Source organism: Niallia sp. WK069_GA_01, from assembly GCF_983173855.1.
The window spans coordinates 4,715,344-4,732,830 of the sequence record NZ_OZ470138.1 but is presented as its reverse complement, the minus strand read 5'-3'; the positions used below and the strand labels follow the sequence as shown (position 1 = coordinate 4,732,830).

The following is a 17,487-nucleotide window of genomic DNA, read 5'->3' as shown; positions in this document are numbered from 1 at the left end:
ATATAAAGTGATACGTAGCTTCGGAGATGTTCACAGGATGAGCAGAAAAACACGTATCATATCGACAAGGTGCCTTTTTTATTGGATGAAGTATTTCAGAATAGAAAATACTATAAAAAAGAGGAGGATAGTATCGTGAAAAAAGTTATCTTGTTTTTCTTATTTATATTTTCCTGCGGGACAGTTGTTCAGGCAGAACAAATAGAACAAAAGAATGTCCTGGCGATTGTTATTGATGATTTTGGCAATAACATGAAGGGAACAGAAGAAATGTTAAATTTACCTGTTCCAATAACAGCTGCTATTATGCCTTTTTTATCAACAAGCAAGGAGGATGCCAAACTTGCTCATAAAAAGGGGCATGAGGTGATTGTCCACTTGCCGTTAGAACCAAAAAAGGGAAAAAAAAGCTGGCTAGGTCCTGGTGCCATTACTACGGATTTAAGTGATAAAGAAATAAGAAAAAGGGTTAGAAAAGCTATTAAGAGTATTCCGTATGCTGTTGGGATGAATCATCATATGGGTTCAAAAGCTACAGAGGATGAAAGGGTTATGCGCATTATATTGGAAGAATGCCAGAAGAATAACTTATATTATTTAGACAGTAAAACAACAGGAAATAGTGTAATAAAAAAATTGGCGGAAGAGATGCATGTTCCTTATTTAGAAAATAACTTATTTTTTGATCATGTTTACTCGAACCAGTATATTGTAAAACAAGCAAATAAATTAGCCCATGAATTAGATAAGCAGGATCAACTTATTGCGATTGGGCATGTAGGCATCTCTGGACCAACAGTGGTTAGTGTTTTAAAAGAGTATATCCCCGTCTTCGAGCAAGAAGCGAATATTGTTCCGTTGTCTAAGTTAATTGACGGATATGAATGGTTGAAGAAATAGAGGTAGGAAGAAGTTTTACTTACTGATAGATTTAATAAAAAGAAAGAAGACTGTCCCGAAAGTTTGGGACAGTCTCTTTTTGTTACAAGCTTTGATCATCTTTTGATTTGTTGATTGTTGTATTTTCCATAGCATTATCCAATTTTCTTAAGTGTTTAGAGGCAAACTCTTTGCCGCCAAGACCGAAAGCTAAGCCGAATGCCAATGCTAATCCACCAAGAATTAGGATGAAAGCAGCATTAACAATGGACGATGCAACCCCTAATTGATCTAATGCCATAAAAATAGAAAGGGCAATGATCGCATATTTTGCAACAGCAGGAAGTAAACGGAAGTGTGCACCTTGTATTAAACCGCTTAGAACCTTTTGAACTAAATAACCTAACCATAAACCTACACCGATAATAACAATGGCTGCAATAACTTGAGGTAAATAGGCAACTACAGCTGTAGATAGTGTTACTAAGAACTGAAGTCCGATTAGATTTAAAGCTTGTACCGCTAATAAGAAAACGACCAAAATTTGTGCAATAGATCCAATAATGTTTGAAATACTTGCAGTAGGACTAATCCCCATTTTTCTTACATACGAATCTAAACCGAGTTTCACTAATAAAGATACGATGATTTGTTTTACCCATTTTCCTAGCCAGATTCCAACTAGTAGAAGGGCGATAGCAACGGCGATATTTGGAATCATCGTCAGAATATCATTTAACATGTTGATGGCTGGATCGGAAATTCCTTCAATATCCAGTTTATCAAGGGCGGAAATAACAGTTGGTATCATAATAAAGATAAAAACAATATTTCCTATAATAGAAGATACACTTGTATTTTCAAACAGTTTCGTTAAACCAACACGATTAACTAAATTCTCTGTTCCAATGCTTTGTAAAAAGCTTGTTACAATGGTTCTTACAATTTTTGCGATAAACCAGCCAACTAAAATAATAAGAGCAGCTGCTAATAATTTTGGTAAAAAGGCTAATATATTATGCAGCATATTCGTAAATGGTTCAGAAACCCCTTGAAGATTTAATGCACCTAATACTGCTGGCAGAAACAGTAGCAATACAAAATAAAATACAATATTTGCAACCTTGTCTATTAAATTCGGCTGCTGTTGATTTCCTTCAATTAATTTCCACTTTTGTAGTTTTTCATGTGCTTTTAAAGTAGTTCCAGTTTTTTTGATAATAAATTTTAAGCCTGTTGCGATAACCCAAGCAAATAAAAGGATAATAGCTGCTTTTAAGATATTGGGAACAGCTCCTAAAATGGATGAAAGCATGCTTACTAATGGTGAAGCAATAGCTGTTAAGCTTAAAATATTAAAAAATAAAGTAAATACAAATACTAGTAAAATATAATATACGATTTTACTGATTATCTTTTCAGAAGAATATTTTGTTGTGTTTTTATCTCGGAATATTTTATTGTCAAGATTTGTCTTGTTTAGTCCTTTTAAAACTATTTTTTCAATTACTTTTGCAATAATCCAACCAATAATTAATACTAAAATGGCTAGCAAGAAGTCGGGTAGCCTGTCTAAATAATAATTCCACCCGTTCCAATAATTTGCACTGTTCATATTCTTCACTCCTTATTTTCTTGTCGATTAATAATCATTTACCCGTGAAGTAATTGTTTAAACGAAAAAAAACAAAGGTTTTTTTAAAAGGATGAAAAACGAAAATAAGGATGAAAAATGGTTTAATCTGTTATGAAACAAGGGTAATTAAAGACCTTCTTTTTCAAAATGATATAAATCCTCGTTACTGCCAATAACAATTAAAACGTCTTCTTTATAAATCACTTCTTCAGCAGAGGGAGATACAATTGTTTTGCCCTTTCTTTGTATGCCGATAATCGTACATCCGTATTTGGCTCTAACATCTAATTCAATGATAGACTTATGATGTACTTTTTTGGTAGCGATCATCTCAACAATGCCATGTTCTGTAGATAGTTCGATATAATCAATCATTTTTTCGGAAACAACATGATGGGCAATTCTTTTTGCTATATCTTTTTCAGGATGAATAACACGATCTGCACCGATTTTTTCTAAAACTCTTTTATGATAGTTATCAGCAGCTTTCACCCATACTTGATTGATTCCTAATTCCTTGAGAATAAGTGTTGTTAAAATACTGGATTCTACGTCATCCCCAAAAGAAACAAAGGCATGGTCCATGTTGCGTATTCCTAATTGGCTAAATGCTGTTTCGTTTAAGGCATTCAGTTGAACACAGTGTGTTGCTATCCCCTGGTATTTTTCTACTTTTTCAATAGATTGGTCAATTGCTAAAACTTCAGCACCCATCTCATGAAATTCCTCTACTAGACTTCCTCCAAAATTACCAAGTCCAATAACGACAAATTGTTTACTCATTTTTAATAGCTCCCCCGTTTTAATACGAATGTTATGAAATGCTACTCTTATTATAAAGTGAACTGGCTACTAGTGGTTCCATTTTATATCTTGATAAAACAATGGGCAAATTCTTTTTACAAACCATATTGGCTGTTGTTGAAATAGAACGGATATGATTGTCAAACGTCCCCTGAAAGGTAAGGCAATTGCAAAGCAGGAGAAGGGTTTTAGAAAAGGACGACCTAAGAAGTATAAAAAGGTTCAATTTGTTCGAGTGAATTAATCCAATAAAAAAGCTTTAAAGTCGCTGTTATTGGGGAATAAGGTGTATAGAATGGTAAGTAGCTAGTTTCTTATTAATTGCTTGTATAGTAAAAAGAAAAGGATGAATAGTATGCCGTATAAAAAGGTGTTATTTCTTTATAATGAAAATGCTGGGAAACAGGATATATATCAGCTGGTTGGGATATGTATGCGTATCTTAACGAAGCATATGGAGCAAATATATTTATGCAAAACAATTAAACCGCTGCATGCAATGGAATTGTGTGAGCAGTATGGAGAAAAAGTAGACTTAGTGATTGTTTTAGGTGGTGACGGAACAGTACATGAGTGCATCAATGGATTGTCCAAATTAAACAAAAGACCTGTTTTGGCCATATTGCCAGGGGGGACTTGTAATGATTTTACAAGAACATTGGAGATTTCGCAAAATATTGAAAGAGCGACAGAGGAGATAGTGAACGGCAGTGAGGTCTTTATAGATGTAGTTCAAGCGGATGAACATTATTTTTTAAACTTTTGGGGAATTGGGCTTATAGCAGAAACATCTAATAATATTAAGGAGGAAGAGAAGAATGTATTTGGGAAGGCAAGCTATTTGTTTAGTGCTGTAAGAACAATAAATAAAATAGAGGACATACATGTTAACATGGAGATAGATGGAAAAACGATTGAAGAAGATGCGGTAATGGTCTTAATTGCAAATGGAAAATATATTGGAGGAAAATCAATACCCTTTCAGGCAATAGAATATAATGATGGTTTTGTAGACATTTTCATGATAAAAAATACAACTCTAAATTTATTAAAAGAAATTATCGCATTAAGAAAAGAAGACACAGATGAAGTGATGAATAAGGATATCCAGTATTATCGTGGTAAAAAGGTAAAAGTATCTACTTCTCATCCTGTGGATGTGGATATGGATGGGGAGATATACACAAAAACACCAAATGAAATAAATGTTTTACCAAATCACTTAAAAGTCATTAAACCTGTTTTATAATGCAGTCAGTTTGAAATGGTTAATACCTTTTTAAGCCTAAGCTTTGTTCAAAAAAAGGTTGTCCCAGAAAACAACTAAGTTTTTTGGGACAACCTTTTTGGAAATTTATTCAGATAAGTATGCAGTTAACATCCAAAGGTGTTTTTCAATACTGCCGCTTAATCCAATTGCCATGTCATTTGTTACGTTATCACCTAATTGATCAGCATGATCGGCAAGAGCTTTTAATTGTGTATCAATATGGCTGAAGTCTTCTACAACAGATCTTACCATTTCAATTGCAGATAATGGTTCAGTACTTTCTTTTAAAGTGGATGTTTCGATAAATTCTTTTAAAGTGGAAACAGGGTTTCCTCCAATTGCAAGCAATCTTTCTGCAATATCGTCAACTGCAGCTCCAGCTTCATTATATAACTCTTCAAATTTTTCATGTAATGTAAAGAAAGAAGTTCCTTTTACATACCAATGATGTTGATGCAATTTTGTATAAAGCACACTCCAGTTAGCAATTTGTACATTTAATTCTTTTTGTAATTCGACTTTTGTTTGTAATCCCATTTTTAATTAGCTCCCTTCAAGTAATTTATAATATAATTATAACAAGTTTTAATTTAAAATCAATACTTATTTATAATTATTTTAATTTAGTTTTTATTACAATGATAAAATTCTCTTAATTTGAAAATACCATAAAAATCTTAAAATAGATAGATTATTCTATAAGTTTCATACAATAGCCATATTCATTCACTTTTATTTAAGCCTTGATAGAAATAGAAGAGAATGATAAATAAACCTATTTATTGATAATAGTTCCCTTATTTTTATCTATCTAAACGAAGGATTTTAAAAATGGATAAACGTTCACAATCTTCACTTTTTCTAAAAAAAATTTTGGTTTTTAGAATAACCTACTCAAACTTCGCAGTTATAAATTCTTCTTCAAGTATTAGCATAACTTGGTTTAGAGCAATGAGAAAAGGATGATTGATTCGTGTTTTTGGCTGTTTCTTGCAAACATTATTTCTTATAAATAGGGGCAAGATTCTCGTTTCAGGATGCTCGCTTTCCATGGGGCTCGGCTTTAGCCGCTTCGGCCCTTGGCCTGCAGGGTCTCAGCTGTCTCGCTAATCCCACAGGAGTCTCGCATATCCGCTCCAATCAAGCCGTTTTGATCCATTAGTTGCTTTCGTTGAACTGGAAAAATCCCCACCTTATAGAAATAGACTAAAAGCGGCACATTTTTGTAAAACAACGTTGAATAATAACACAAAAAAACAACGCTACTATAGTTTAGGAATACTACCTTGTCATGAAATTCGAAGACAAGAACTTATTCTACAACAGGTTGCTTGCAACGGAGGGTGCGAAGACTCCTGCGGGAAATGTGGGAAGGCTAAAGACCCCGCAAGGCAACGCCGAGTTATAATGAACGAAACTAGCCCCATACTCGTAATTTCGTAGGTTAATTTGGCAATAATGTTTATGAACTAAAAACAAAAAAACCAAATCAGTGCTACATTACGGAAGGAGCTAGTTCTATTATGAAGGATACCACAAAATTTGTAGGTTTAGACGTATCAAAAGAAAAAATTGCCGTTGCTATTGCAGAAGAAGGTAGAGAAGAACCAAGATATTATGGAATGATTGTTCATACACCTGAAGCGATTAAAAAGTTAATGAAAAAACTAGGAGAGCCAAGTACTTTAAGAGTTTGTTATGAAGCGGGTCCAACGGGATATCCATTATATCGATTACTAACTGCTTTAGGTATTCATTGTGAAGTGATTGCTCCATCTTTAATACCACAAAGACCGGGAGAACGTATTAAAACAGACCGTAGAGACTCTATTCGTCTTGCCCAGTTATATCGTGCAGGAGAATTAACTTCTGTTTATGTTCCGACTCCAGAAGATGAAGCACTTCGAGATCTAGTGCGAGCACGAGAAGATGCGAAAGAAGACGAGCTGAGAACCAAGCATCGTTTAAGTAAGTTTTTATTACGGAATAATATTTATCCACCTGTTGGAGTGAATAAATGGACAAGAAAATATCGAGATTGGCTAGATACGTTAAAGTTTTCCAATTCCAATTTACAATTAGTTTTTCAAGAATATTATCATCAATTAAAGGAGTTGGAACAGCGGGTAAAAAGATTCGAAGAGGAAATGCAAATACAGGCATTGGAAGGAGTTCATGCCCCTATTATTCAAACTTTACAAGGACTAAGAGGCGTTGCACTGGTTACAGCGACAAGTCTTGCGGCGGAAATTGGATCGTTTAAACGTTTCCCAAATCCTAAGCAAATGATGGCTTATGTAGGATTGATTCCAAGTGAATTCTCAAGTGGAGAAAGACGTCGACAAGGAGCTATTACCAAATCAGGAAATCGTCACGTTCGCCGATTGTTAATCGAGTCGGCTTGGAGTTATCTTCGTCAGCCGGCCGTAAAAGGAAATTAAAAAAAACGACTAGAACCTTTATCACCGTCTATTCAAGCAATATCCTGGAAAGCGCAAAATCGTCTGCATAAAAAATATTATCGATTAGTATCTAGAGGAAAAGAAAGTAATAAAGCAATTGTTGCCGTTGCTAGAGAATTAGCTGGCTTTATCTGGGCTATTACGCAAGAAGTAGAAGAAATTCCAAAACATTAATGTTACCAAACGAAAGAAAGTAGAGGAAGAGAAAGAAAAATAGATACATGAGAATAGGGCTCGAAGGCAAAGAGAAATACCGGAAAGGATAACCCACGTGCCTCCTCTGTGCTATATCATTCGTTGATTAACGCACGTCCCGAGTTAGTGGAAAGACCTTTATACGGAAAGATAAAATGTGAAAACCCACGAATATCAGAATGCTAACCGCAGGATGAAATTTTTGCCTTCGTGCCGTGTCCTTACTATCTATTCTAATCAATCAGAAAGGAGGAAGTATAAGTATATCACGATTTCTTCTTTAGCTTAAAAAAGTATCTCCTATCTTAGAATGGCAGTCAAGGAAAGCACTTGACAGCCATTCTAAGATAGGAAGTTCGGTTGGTAAGCTAAAAAAGGAAACTTGTAGCCACTAAGGCTCATCGATACACGAACAGTCAAGAAGCCTAAAATCGCTTCTCTTCTTAAAGTTACCCAAAAATAACCTATCTAGTAGTGGAGAGTGGGAGACTTGACAGTTTCGTTCATATCAGGAGGCTCAGAGCTCCCACCCCGCGGAAAGCGAAGCAACCCGTAGTGGAAAGCAACCTCATAAGAAACACACATGATTTCACACTCACACCCCGGCATGAAAATTTTTTCTAAGCCGGGGTTTTACTTTTTTGTCCATTTTTCCATACTGATTAATGCTATGGGAAGTAATCTTTACGTGCGCTTTTGTGGTGGTTCGACCCTGTATAAGAAACTGTTTGGAATTTGCCTTGTGTACACCCCTTTGTTGACTCTTCAATTTTTGAGGATGATCACGTACAGAAAAATGCTGTTTGACCAAGCTTATTCCACTTTCCATAGACACTACTTTGGAGGTTGTTTTATTTGGACATTTTATTAACCCATTGTGCCGGAATGGATGTTCATCAAAAAGAGATTGTAGTTTGTGCCCTAACTGGCACTAATAATGAATCCATTCAAAAAGAAACCAAGACTTTTTCCACTTTAACCAAAAGTTTATTTGATTTATTAAAGTGGTTAGAAGAAAAACAAATTACACACATTGCTCTGGAAAGTACCGGAATCTATTGGAAGCCGGTATACAACATCCTTGAAGGATATTTCGATATTACTGTGGCCAATGCCCAACGTATTAAAAACGTTCCTGGTCGTAAGACCGATGTTTCAGATGCAGAATGGATTGCCAAGCTTCTTCGTCATGGATTGATTGAAAAAAGCTTTGTCCCTTCCCAAGATCTTCGGGAATTAAGAGATTTGAACCGTTTACGCAAGAAATGGGTTGGTAACTTAACAGCTGAAAAAAATAGAATTTCAAAGGTCCTCGAATGTTCAAACATAAAGCTTGGTTCAGTTATTTCTGATATCTTTGGGGTTTCTGGACGTAAACTTTTGAAACAGTTAGTCGATAATGGATACCTTGATAAGGCTGATGTTGATGCCAATATCCATCATTCTCTCCGCAAGAAGGCTGATACCATTTCCGATTCTCTTTTCGGAACATTAAATGAACATCAAATGTTTATGATTAAAAGCTCTTGGAATCATATCATGTATTTGGAAACTTCCATTCAAGAACTTGAAAATAGGATAGATACCCTGCTTCATTCCTATCAAGAAGAAAAAGAAATACTTTTATCTATCCCAGGTATAAAGGAACACACAGCTGCTGTTATTATTGCGGAAATCGGAACAGATATGAGCCAATTCCCTTCATCAAGACATTTAGCTTCTTGGGCTGGTGTATCACCTGGCAATAATGAAAGTGCTGGTAAAAAGAAAAGTTCCAAAAGCGTTCAAGGAAACCCACATATAAAAGCTGCTCTTTGTGAGGTTGCTTGGGCTATATCAAGGTCGAAAAATACCTCAATGTCAAATGTTTTTTGGTCTCTATCTGCAAGAAGAGGAAAGAAAAAAGCTTTACAGGCTATTGCACATAAAGTTTTAAGAATTATATATACCCTATTTATTAATAAGCAACACTTCTCTGAACCACGTCTAGCTGGTTAGACGACCTTCCATTACAATACTCTATTAAGGTTGTGATTTTTTTAAAAAATTGAGGTCACACCCTTTCTTTACTATTGTCTTTTTTCTAGAAGTCCACGCTTCAAGATTTTCTTTACACCAAAATCCTGTACCCGCCCTATCAAATAGAACACGTTACTGTATTATACAGATACCCAGAATAGCCACTCGCCCGTTTTATTTTCACAGAAAAAGCGCAAGCGCCTTGTTTAGCCCCGAAGAAAAATGTTCTCTAGACTCAAAAAGTGTTTTTTACTTTTAGAGGCTGGAGGCAATACTCACTGGGGCTAGGCGCTGGAGCTAGACACTCATCTAAGTTCAAAAAATATATACTTTCTCACCTTTTTAAAAACAAGCCTCCTCATTTTTTTTGTTCTTAAACCGAGTAACATCAAGACTTGCAAACGAATTTGATGGTACGAAGTTAGAATAACCTATATGTTGTTCTATATTAGGAAAGAAAAAAACAATAGAATAATTTGGTGAGAAAGTTCTGATGTGAACTATCTCACCAGATTCTAAGTGCTGATCATCACGAAAATAACTGTGCTTTCAGCAGGGCGGGCGCCAGAAAAGCTTCGTTGTTCTATTTCTGAGCGTCCTGCTAGGCTATAAAATAATCAAGCAAAAGGATAAACTAGCCATTATTTAAAAGGAATTAGAGGAAAACATATATGATTTATGATGGTAGCGAATACTAAAAATTAATCCCATTGCCAGCATATTAGTCATAAGAGAGCTTCCTCCATAACTAATAAACGGAAGAGGTATGCCGGTTATTGGCAATAATTGAATAGTCATACCAATATTTTCAAAAACATGGAACGTAATCATGCTGATAATTCCAACGCATATGTAAATACTATATGTATCATTCGCCGAAAAAGCAGTTCGTATTAAATGGTAGATCAGCAAAAAATAAAGACTAATTAAGAGGCTTCCGCCGATAAAGCCGTATTCTTCGCCAATAATGGTGAAAACAAAATCAGTATGTCGTTCAGGTATATTATATACATCAGTCTTGCCAATACCTTTTCCGTCTACTAATCCGGAGCCAATTGCACGCAATGATTTTACTAGCTGTAAGCCGTCATCACCAGCCTTGAAAGGATCTAGCCAAGAATTAATTCGTTTAAATTGATAGTCTTCAATGTCTAAATATTTTTTTAGAAATTCCCTTTGATAAATTGCTAAATAAAGAACTGTAGAAGCAAAGGCTATAGTAGCGCCATATAAAGGAATAATAATTTTCCATGTGATTCCTGAAACTAAGATCATTCCTACTAGGATCGCCATTAATACAAGGGTTGTCCCTAAGTCTTGTAGTATTACTAAACCGATGGGAAATGCAGCTGTTATTCCCATTTTACATAACAGAATAAAATCAGTTTTAACAGATGGATAAATGGTTTTTTCATGATGATCAAACATTACTTTTGATAATGCCAATATATAAAACACTTTCATATATTCGGAAGGCTGGATGCTGCCGACACCTTTGATAACATACCAGCTTTGTGCACCATTAATATTAGGCGTAAATTTAGTCTCTGGCATAACTAAAAGTCCTAGTAAAAGAAAAATTCCAATTCCATAAAGTATCCAAGTCATTTTTCGAAATTGTTCATTGTCAAAGTAAATACATAAAGCAATTGCTCCCGAACCAACAGCGTACCAGAAAATCTGAGAGGTAAAATATGTTTGTCCTTCTTTCTGTGCACTATAAATAGAAATGCAGCTTAACAAACAAAATAATAATAAAAGAAGACAAAGCGTCCAATCAAATTTATCAGAAAAACTATTATTCCTACTTTTCATACAAGCAAACTCCTTAATTCACACAAAATGAGGTGTATAGAATACTCTCTTATATAGACGACAAATCCACCATATTTGTTTCCATTATTTAAAAGTAACAAAAGAATATTAATTTTAGCTGAAAATTAACAAGTTGTTCAGATAAAAAACACCATTAAATTTCAAAGAAGCCCCTACAAACCCGAATTTGTATCATGGCGCATGAAAAGAAGCAGCATTCCATTTTTTATGAACTAAGTTTGAATCAGGGAGCAGTCAGAATACACGAAGACTCCCGTGGGAATGCTCGTACATGAGCCCGCAAGAAAGCAGAGTGTATTCCACCTGCGGAACCCTTTTTTTCAGAATAGCCATAAAAAAGAGTAACTCTAAAACAATAATTAGAGTTACTCTTATATTTACAATAAATGGGTAAGGAAAACCTTTGCAATCCCAAAATAGATAAACAAAGAAAAGATATCATTCAATGTGGTAATCAATGGACCAGACGCAACGGCCGGGTCAATATTCAGACGATATAAAATAAGCGGAATAATCGTTCCAGATAAAGTACCAATAATAAGCGTGAAAAATAACGAACTTCCAACAACAAGTCCAAGCATAGGATCCCCTTGCCAAATATAAGCGATTAATGTAATGACAATCCCACAGGTTAATCCAATAATCAACCCAACAGTTAATTCCCTAAGAAGGATGCGGGTCACTACTTTTTTGTTTATATCATTGGATATTAATCCGCGGACCATCACAGCTAAAGATTGGGTTCCAGTGTTGCCAGTCATGCCAGATATCATGGGCATAAAAAAAGAAAGAGCGACTACTTTGCTTAAAATATCCGAATAATTGCTGATAATACTTCCAGACACGACTCCAATAAATAAAAGTAAAATAAGCCAGGGCAGTCTTCTGTAAGCTGCAACAATTGCTTTTGTATCAAAATCAATTGCTTTACCGGCAGCAGACAACTTTTGAATATCCTCATCTGCTTCTTTAATCATAACATCAATAATATCATCGACCGTTACAATTCCCATTAAGATATTCTCTTCATTAACAACAGGAACGGCAAGGAAGTCATAATTTTGAATCGTTTGTGCAACATCTTCCTGGTCCTGTGTAACGGAGACACTAATAACTCTTTCGTACATAATATCCCGTATTTTTTCTTGTGGTTCTGCAATTAACAAATCCCGGTAGGAAACAACACCAACAAGAGTGCGTTTTTGATCAATAACATAAAGGTAGCTGATTGTTTCTGCAAAATCTGCGAAAATTTTAAGTTTATCAACTGCTTCTCTTACGGTATAGTAATCGCGGATCCAAACAAAACGATTTGTCATAATACGACCAGCTGTTTCATCAGGATAGTTCATTAAATTTTGAACAATTAAAGATTCTTCTTTTTTCATTCCGGAAAGAAGGAGTTCAATTCTTTCTGGAGATAGCTCATTTAAAAGGGAAGCAAGGTCATCATTATCCATTAAATCAAGAACTTGGCCGGTTCTTTCGATGCCGAGTTTATTTAAAACCCCAACTTGTTCTTCCTTGTTTAGTTCTTCAAGAAGATTGGCAAGCAAGTCTATTTTTAAAAACAGTAAAAAACGCGTCCTATGTTTTTCGGGGAGGCTCTCATAAATTTGAGCAATATCGTATGGCTGTAATTCATCTACGATCGATTCAAACTGAGATTTTTTGTTTTCTTTTAGCGCTTTAATAATGTGAAGTGTAATCTGATTTTCTGTCAAGTTGTGAATCATACTTCTCACGCTCCCTTCAAAACTGTATTATCTTCATAGATGTATATACCCTGTTCTATTATATGAGATAAACAAGCAGAATGAAATGCATAAATTTATGAACAAGAGAGAAACAGAATCCACTATAAAAAAACTATGTTAAATTTTCTGACAACATCATTGAGACTTTTTTTTCTTTCTTTTAGAATTAGTTTAATAGCATCTATAACTACTTCGTATATCCTTAAAAATTGGTTTAAGGGTCTCTACTTAGAAACCGTAAATTTCTAGCTACGAAAAAATGTGCAAAAGACATGCATGTTTTTTCGTGGCTTTTTTTATGAAAAAAAGCTGTGAAGCCCCGCTAACTATAGGGAAGGCAAAGTGTACGCAGACTGCGAACTTATCAAGAGAGCTAAAGCCTATTTTTAGGGTAGACACCCATGCAATCAAAATTGCACTATAGCACATGAAAAGAAGCAGTTTCCATATTGTTTTATGATCTAAGTTTGAAACATGGAGCAGTCAGAATACACGAAGACTCCTATGGGATTTGCGAGACAGATGAGACTCCGCAGGAGTTTACTCCGAGGAGGCTCACCGCTCGCCCCATGGAAAGCGAAGTGTATTCTGACTGCGGACTATTTGAAAGAGCTATAGCTTCTTTTCAGGATAGCTAATAGAAAAAATAAGGGGGAAGAACATGACGAATATATTAATTAAAAATGCTCAAATTGTTACGATGAATCAAGCAGAAGAAATCTTCGTAGGAGATATTTTCATTGAAAATAATATCATAAAAGAAATAGGGGGAAATCTTAACGAAACAAAGGCAGATAAAATCATTGATGCAACCAATAAGACAGTCATTCCCGGGTTTGTGCAAACACATATTCATTTATGCCAGACACTGTTCCGCGGAAAAGGAGATGACCTAGAGTTAATGGATTGGCTGCGCAAACGAATTTGGCCGTTAGAAGCTGCCCACGACGAAGAGTCCATTTATTATTCCGCTATGTTAGGGATTGGCGAACTGATGGAAAGTGGTACGACAACAATTGTAGATATGGAAACCGTTCATCATACAGAATATGCTTTTCGCGCAATAGCGGAAAGTGGAATTCGGGCTGTCTCTGGAAAAGTAATGATGGATAAGGGGGATGAGGTTCCATTAGCTCTTCAAGAGAAAACAGCAGAGTCGATTCAGCAAAGTGTCGATTTATTAGAGAAATGGCATCAGTTTGATCATGGCAGAATACAATATGCCTTTTCACCAAGATTTGTTGTTTCTTGTACAGAACCTTTATTAAACGAAGTGAAGACCCTTTCTGACCAATATAATGTAAGAGTTCATACACATGCATCAGAAAATCAAGGAGAAATACAAATTGTTGAACAAGAAACGGGCATGCGAAATGTCGTTTATTTGGATCATCTCGGTTTAGCTAATGAGCGATTAATCTTAGCTCATTGTATTTGGCTGGATGAAGAAGAAAAAAGAATTATAAAGGAAAAGGGTGTCCATGTCAGCCATTGTCCTGGATCTAATTTAAAGCTTGCTTCGGGGATCGCAGACACGCACAATCTGCTTTGCGATCATGTTTCTGTTAGTCTTGGAGCAGACGGTGCACCATGCAATAATAATTTAGATATGTTTAATGAAATGAGGCTGGCTGCACTGATTCAAAAACCACTGCACGGACCAACTGCAATGGATGCAAGAACGGTATTCCGTATGGCGACAATCGGTGGAGCAAAAGCAGTTGGCATGGAAAACGAAATAGGCAGTATTGAGGTAGGGAAAAAAGCGGATTTAGCTATCCTAAATTTATATAATTTCCATACATTCCCTTCTTATGATGTGGACCCTATTTCGCGAATTGTCTATTCTGCTACACGAGCAGATGTAGAAACAACCATTATTGATGGAAGGATCATGATGGAAAATCGAATCATGAAAACGGTAGATAAAGAACTTGTATTAAAAGAATCCAATATAAGCATCAAAAGATTGTTAAAAAGGACGAATATTTAAATAAGCAGTAGAGAAGAAATGGGGGGAACATCTGTATTATAAGAAGTTCCTTCCTTTTTGTCGTGTCATCCTCCTTGTGAGCCCCCTTTAAACCCCCTTCCTTTATTAAATCGTTGATCCTTAGAGTAAAAGAAGTGAGGAGTTACGTAATAATAGAAGAGGAGTCATGCAAAAAGACAAAGCAGAAATTCTCAACATAATGAAATTTGTCATTTTATGTTATATTTTCTTCTTTCCATCTTTCTATTCTGTCATCCTAATAAATATTTTATTGAAAACCAATATTTAATAAGATATTTTTCACTCTTTTTGTTAAACTAAATTTATTACCGTGAAGAAACGAAGTAGGGAGCAGCCAGAATATACGAAGACTCCTGTGGGAATGCGAGAAAGAAGAGACCCCACAGGAAAGCGAAGTGTATTCTGGATGCGGACTAATGGAGAGAACCAAAGGTATTTTTTAGGGTAGCCAGAGGTTTTATAATCGTTTTTGCTAGGAGGTTGGGGGGTACTTTATGAAAAAAAGCAATCATGATATTCGAGATCTGATTTATGTTCATTTACATGAAAAGGAACGTTTCGTTCTTTCGTATGGAATTGAATTTAATGAATTTTTTCAAGTTTTAGGGGAATCAATTCCTTCTATTTTGTTATTAAAGCATGGATTTGAAGAAGGGGAATTCCATTCTCATACAATGCTTGAGTATGTGCCCAAGTCTAAACTGGCAAGATTGGTTAGAGAAGATGTTTATGGATATGGTGACTTTTCTTGGATAGACTTTGAAGAAACAGAGGCTTTAGACATGTTAGAGGGGCAGACAATAGCAGAGCTGCTTTATCTTGGTCATATAAAAGATCACTTAAAAGCTCCATTTTATCAGCAACTTAACAACCAATTTGTTTATTTAGCCCATGATGATGGCTGGTTTAATAAAACGTATTATAAAAAATTAGATATGTTTTATTATTTGCTTTGTGAAGTTATTGCAAGTAAATTATCCCAATTGAAATTAGAAAAAGCATTATTTGGAATCAAAAAGAAAAGAATGTATCCACCAGTAACAAAACAAGTAATGACGATTCTAAAAGACTTTATGAAAGAGGGAATGGTTCTTTCCATACAGAAGACTGTGCAAAATCGGTTTCGAATTGAGATTCCTATATGGGTAATTGGAGATTTTTCTAATATGGATAGCATGTATGAAGAGTATGAAAAGAAAAGCAAAGAAATAAGTGATGCAAAACTTGTTTTTGATAAAAAAACAAAAGAATGGCAAGTAGTTATTCTCTAAAAAGATGAGTATGGTGATTATAATGAAAGAAAGCGTTTCAATAAAATTCCCTAATGCTTTAATAAAAATGATATTTACCAGCAGACCGAATCGGTTTATTTTGCATTGTTATTCCGAAATTACTCAGTCTGAAGAAGTGGTGCATTTAGCTGATCCTGGGAGGTTAAAGGAGTTATTAATCGAAGGTGCTAGTGTTTACGTATTGCCTAGTACGAACCCAAAACGTAAAACAAAATGGACAGCAGTTTTAGTAGAGGCAAACGGGGAATTGGTTTCCGTTAATACTACATTTCCGAATATGCTAGTTGAAAAAATGCTAAAAGAATCCATTATTCCAGATTTAATCAACTATGAATGGATAAGATCGGAATATACGTATGGCAATTCGCGATGGGATTTTCTGCTGAAGCATAAGGATGGAACTTTGTTGCTTTTAGAGGTGAAAAGTGTAACACTAGCAGAAAATGGGATAGGGATGTTTCCAGATGCTGTTACGGCAAGAGGCACAAAGCACGTAAAAGAGATAACAACGATTGCGCGGGAGAAAAGGATTCAGACAGCCATTCTGTTTATTGCGCAGCGAGAAGACGTTACACAAATAACAACTGCCCCTCATATTGATGAAAAGTTTGCAGAAGCTTTAATAGAAGCGGAAAAGGCAGGGGTGAAGCTGATAGGGTATAATTGTAAGCTTTCGTTAGAAGGAATTACTTTAAATAAAGCAATCCCTGTTGAAGTTCAAAACATTTTGTTTAAATAGTCAAACTACTAGCTTTTTAGTGTATAATCAATTTGATGAAAAATGAAATAGTTAGAAATTGGTGTCTTGTAGTGCGTGTTCAAAAAGGAGGATAAAAAGGACCGAGAAGTTCGAGGCGGTTTGCTCCCGAGCATCACCCTTTCACAGGATGTGATGACTTCCACGTTGCTCACAGGACGTGAGCGTTTTTAGTGGAAGAACCTCTAGTTAATACGTGAGAAGCGGAGAAGCAAACCAACGAAGAAATTCGATGTGTCATTTTTACCGGACTTTTTGAACAACCTCTTTTAGATGAATGTCACAGAAGCAAAGTGTAAACAATAGACTACTGCAAACTGGATGGGACATTTTTCTTTCATAAGACTTAAAAGGGAAGTTGGTGGAATTCCAACACGGTCCCGCCACTGTAAATGATTGTTACTTGAGATAACCACTGTACTTTTCGTATGGGAAGGTTCAAGGAGCTAAAATCATAAGTCAGGAGACCTGCCGTTTTCTATACACCCGAAAAACCTACGAGGATAGGCGGTGTGGAGCGTGCTTTGAATATATTTAAAGTCATCCCAACATCTCTATTAGTTTGT

Annotated in this window: 12 protein-coding genes and 2 riboswitches; of the genes, 7 read left to right on the top strand and 5 right to left on the bottom strand. The window is 35.5% G+C overall.

Features of this window, described 5'->3' with window-relative positions:
- Nucleotides 1-135 precede the first annotated feature (135 nt).
- Nucleotides 136-900, top strand: coding sequence for a divergent polysaccharide deacetylase family protein (locus AC5LWL_RS22040; protein WP_493436288.1), 765 nt, complete (start codon nt 136-138; stop codon nt 898-900).
- A gap of 82 nt (nt 901-982) precedes the next feature.
- On the opposite strand, the gene AC5LWL_RS22035 is transcribed toward AC5LWL_RS22040, so the two are convergent.
- On the bottom strand, nt 983-2,494 hold the full coding sequence (locus AC5LWL_RS22035; RefSeq protein WP_493436287.1) for a mechanosensitive ion channel: 1,512 nt from the start codon (nt 2,492-2,494) through the stop codon (nt 983-985).
- Nucleotides 2,495-2,641: 147 nt separating this feature from the next.
- Nucleotides 2,642-3,298, bottom strand: a complete 657-nt coding sequence (locus AC5LWL_RS22030) for a potassium channel family protein (RefSeq protein ID WP_493436286.1) — start codon at nt 3,296-3,298, stop codon at nt 2,642-2,644.
- A 376-nt stretch (nt 3,299-3,674) separates the two neighbouring features.
- On the opposite strand from AC5LWL_RS22030, the gene AC5LWL_RS22025 reads away from it, so the two are divergent.
- Entirely contained in the window at nt 3,675-4,568 is an 894-nt protein-coding gene (locus tag AC5LWL_RS22025; protein ID WP_493436285.1) for a diacylglycerol/lipid kinase family protein, read from the top strand.
- Nucleotides 4,569-4,673: 105 nt separating this feature from the next.
- Here the strand turns inward: AC5LWL_RS22025 and AC5LWL_RS22020 are convergent, their stop codons facing one another.
- Entirely contained in the window at nt 4,674-5,126 is a 453-nt protein-coding gene (locus AC5LWL_RS22020; RefSeq protein ID WP_493436284.1) for a Dps family protein, read from the bottom strand.
- A 986-nt stretch (nt 5,127-6,112) separates the two neighbouring features.
- On the opposite strand from AC5LWL_RS22020, the gene AC5LWL_RS22015 reads away from it, so the two are divergent.
- Complete coding sequence (locus AC5LWL_RS22015; protein WP_493433173.1) at nt 6,113-7,030, top strand: IS110 family RNA-guided transposase; 918 nt, start codon at nt 6,113-6,115, stop codon at nt 7,028-7,030.
- A 1,071-nt stretch (nt 7,031-8,101) separates the two neighbouring features.
- Nucleotides 8,102-9,244, top strand: coding sequence for an IS110 family RNA-guided transposase (locus tag AC5LWL_RS22010; protein ID WP_493432573.1), 1,143 nt, complete (start codon nt 8,102-8,104; stop codon nt 9,242-9,244).
- Between the two features lie 666 nt (nt 9,245-9,910).
- Here AC5LWL_RS22010 and AC5LWL_RS22005 read toward each other — a convergent pair.
- The gene (locus AC5LWL_RS22005; protein WP_493436283.1) at nt 9,911-11,080 is read right to left on the bottom strand and encodes an FtsW/RodA/SpoVE family cell cycle protein; all 1,170 of its coding nucleotides are present in this window, start codon (nt 11,078-11,080) and stop codon (nt 9,911-9,913) included.
- A 398-nt stretch (nt 11,081-11,478) separates the two neighbouring features.
- Nucleotides 11,479-12,837: a magnesium transporter gene (gene mgtE, locus AC5LWL_RS22000; protein ID WP_493436282.1), complete on the bottom strand. Its 1,359-nt coding sequence runs from the start codon at nt 12,835-12,837 to the stop codon at nt 11,479-11,481.
- Nucleotides 12,838-13,030: 193 nt separating this feature from the next.
- A riboswitch (purine riboswitch) is annotated at nt 13,031-13,130 on the top strand.
- Between the two features lie 389 nt (nt 13,131-13,519).
- On the opposite strand from mgtE, the gene AC5LWL_RS21995 reads away from it, so the two are divergent.
- The 3 genes from AC5LWL_RS21995 (at nt 13,520) to sfsA (ending at nt 16,903) form a co-directional block, all read left to right on the top strand.
- Nucleotides 13,520-14,851 (top strand): 5'-deoxyadenosine deaminase, encoded by a 1,332-nt coding sequence (locus AC5LWL_RS21995; protein WP_493436281.1) that lies wholly within the window; start codon nt 13,520-13,522, stop codon nt 14,849-14,851.
- A gap of 515 nt (nt 14,852-15,366) precedes the next feature.
- On the top strand, nt 15,367-16,143 hold the full coding sequence (locus AC5LWL_RS21990) for a hypothetical protein (RefSeq protein ID WP_493436280.1): 777 nt from the start codon (nt 15,367-15,369) through the stop codon (nt 16,141-16,143).
- 22 nt (nt 16,144-16,165) lie between these two features.
- On the top strand, nt 16,166-16,903 hold the full coding sequence (sfsA, locus tag AC5LWL_RS21985; RefSeq protein WP_493436279.1) for a DNA/RNA nuclease SfsA: 738 nt from the start codon (nt 16,166-16,168) through the stop codon (nt 16,901-16,903).
- Between the two features lie 323 nt (nt 16,904-17,226).
- Nucleotides 17,227-17,411: riboswitch (cobalamin riboswitch) on the top strand.
- Nucleotides 17,412-17,487 lie beyond the last annotated feature (76 nt).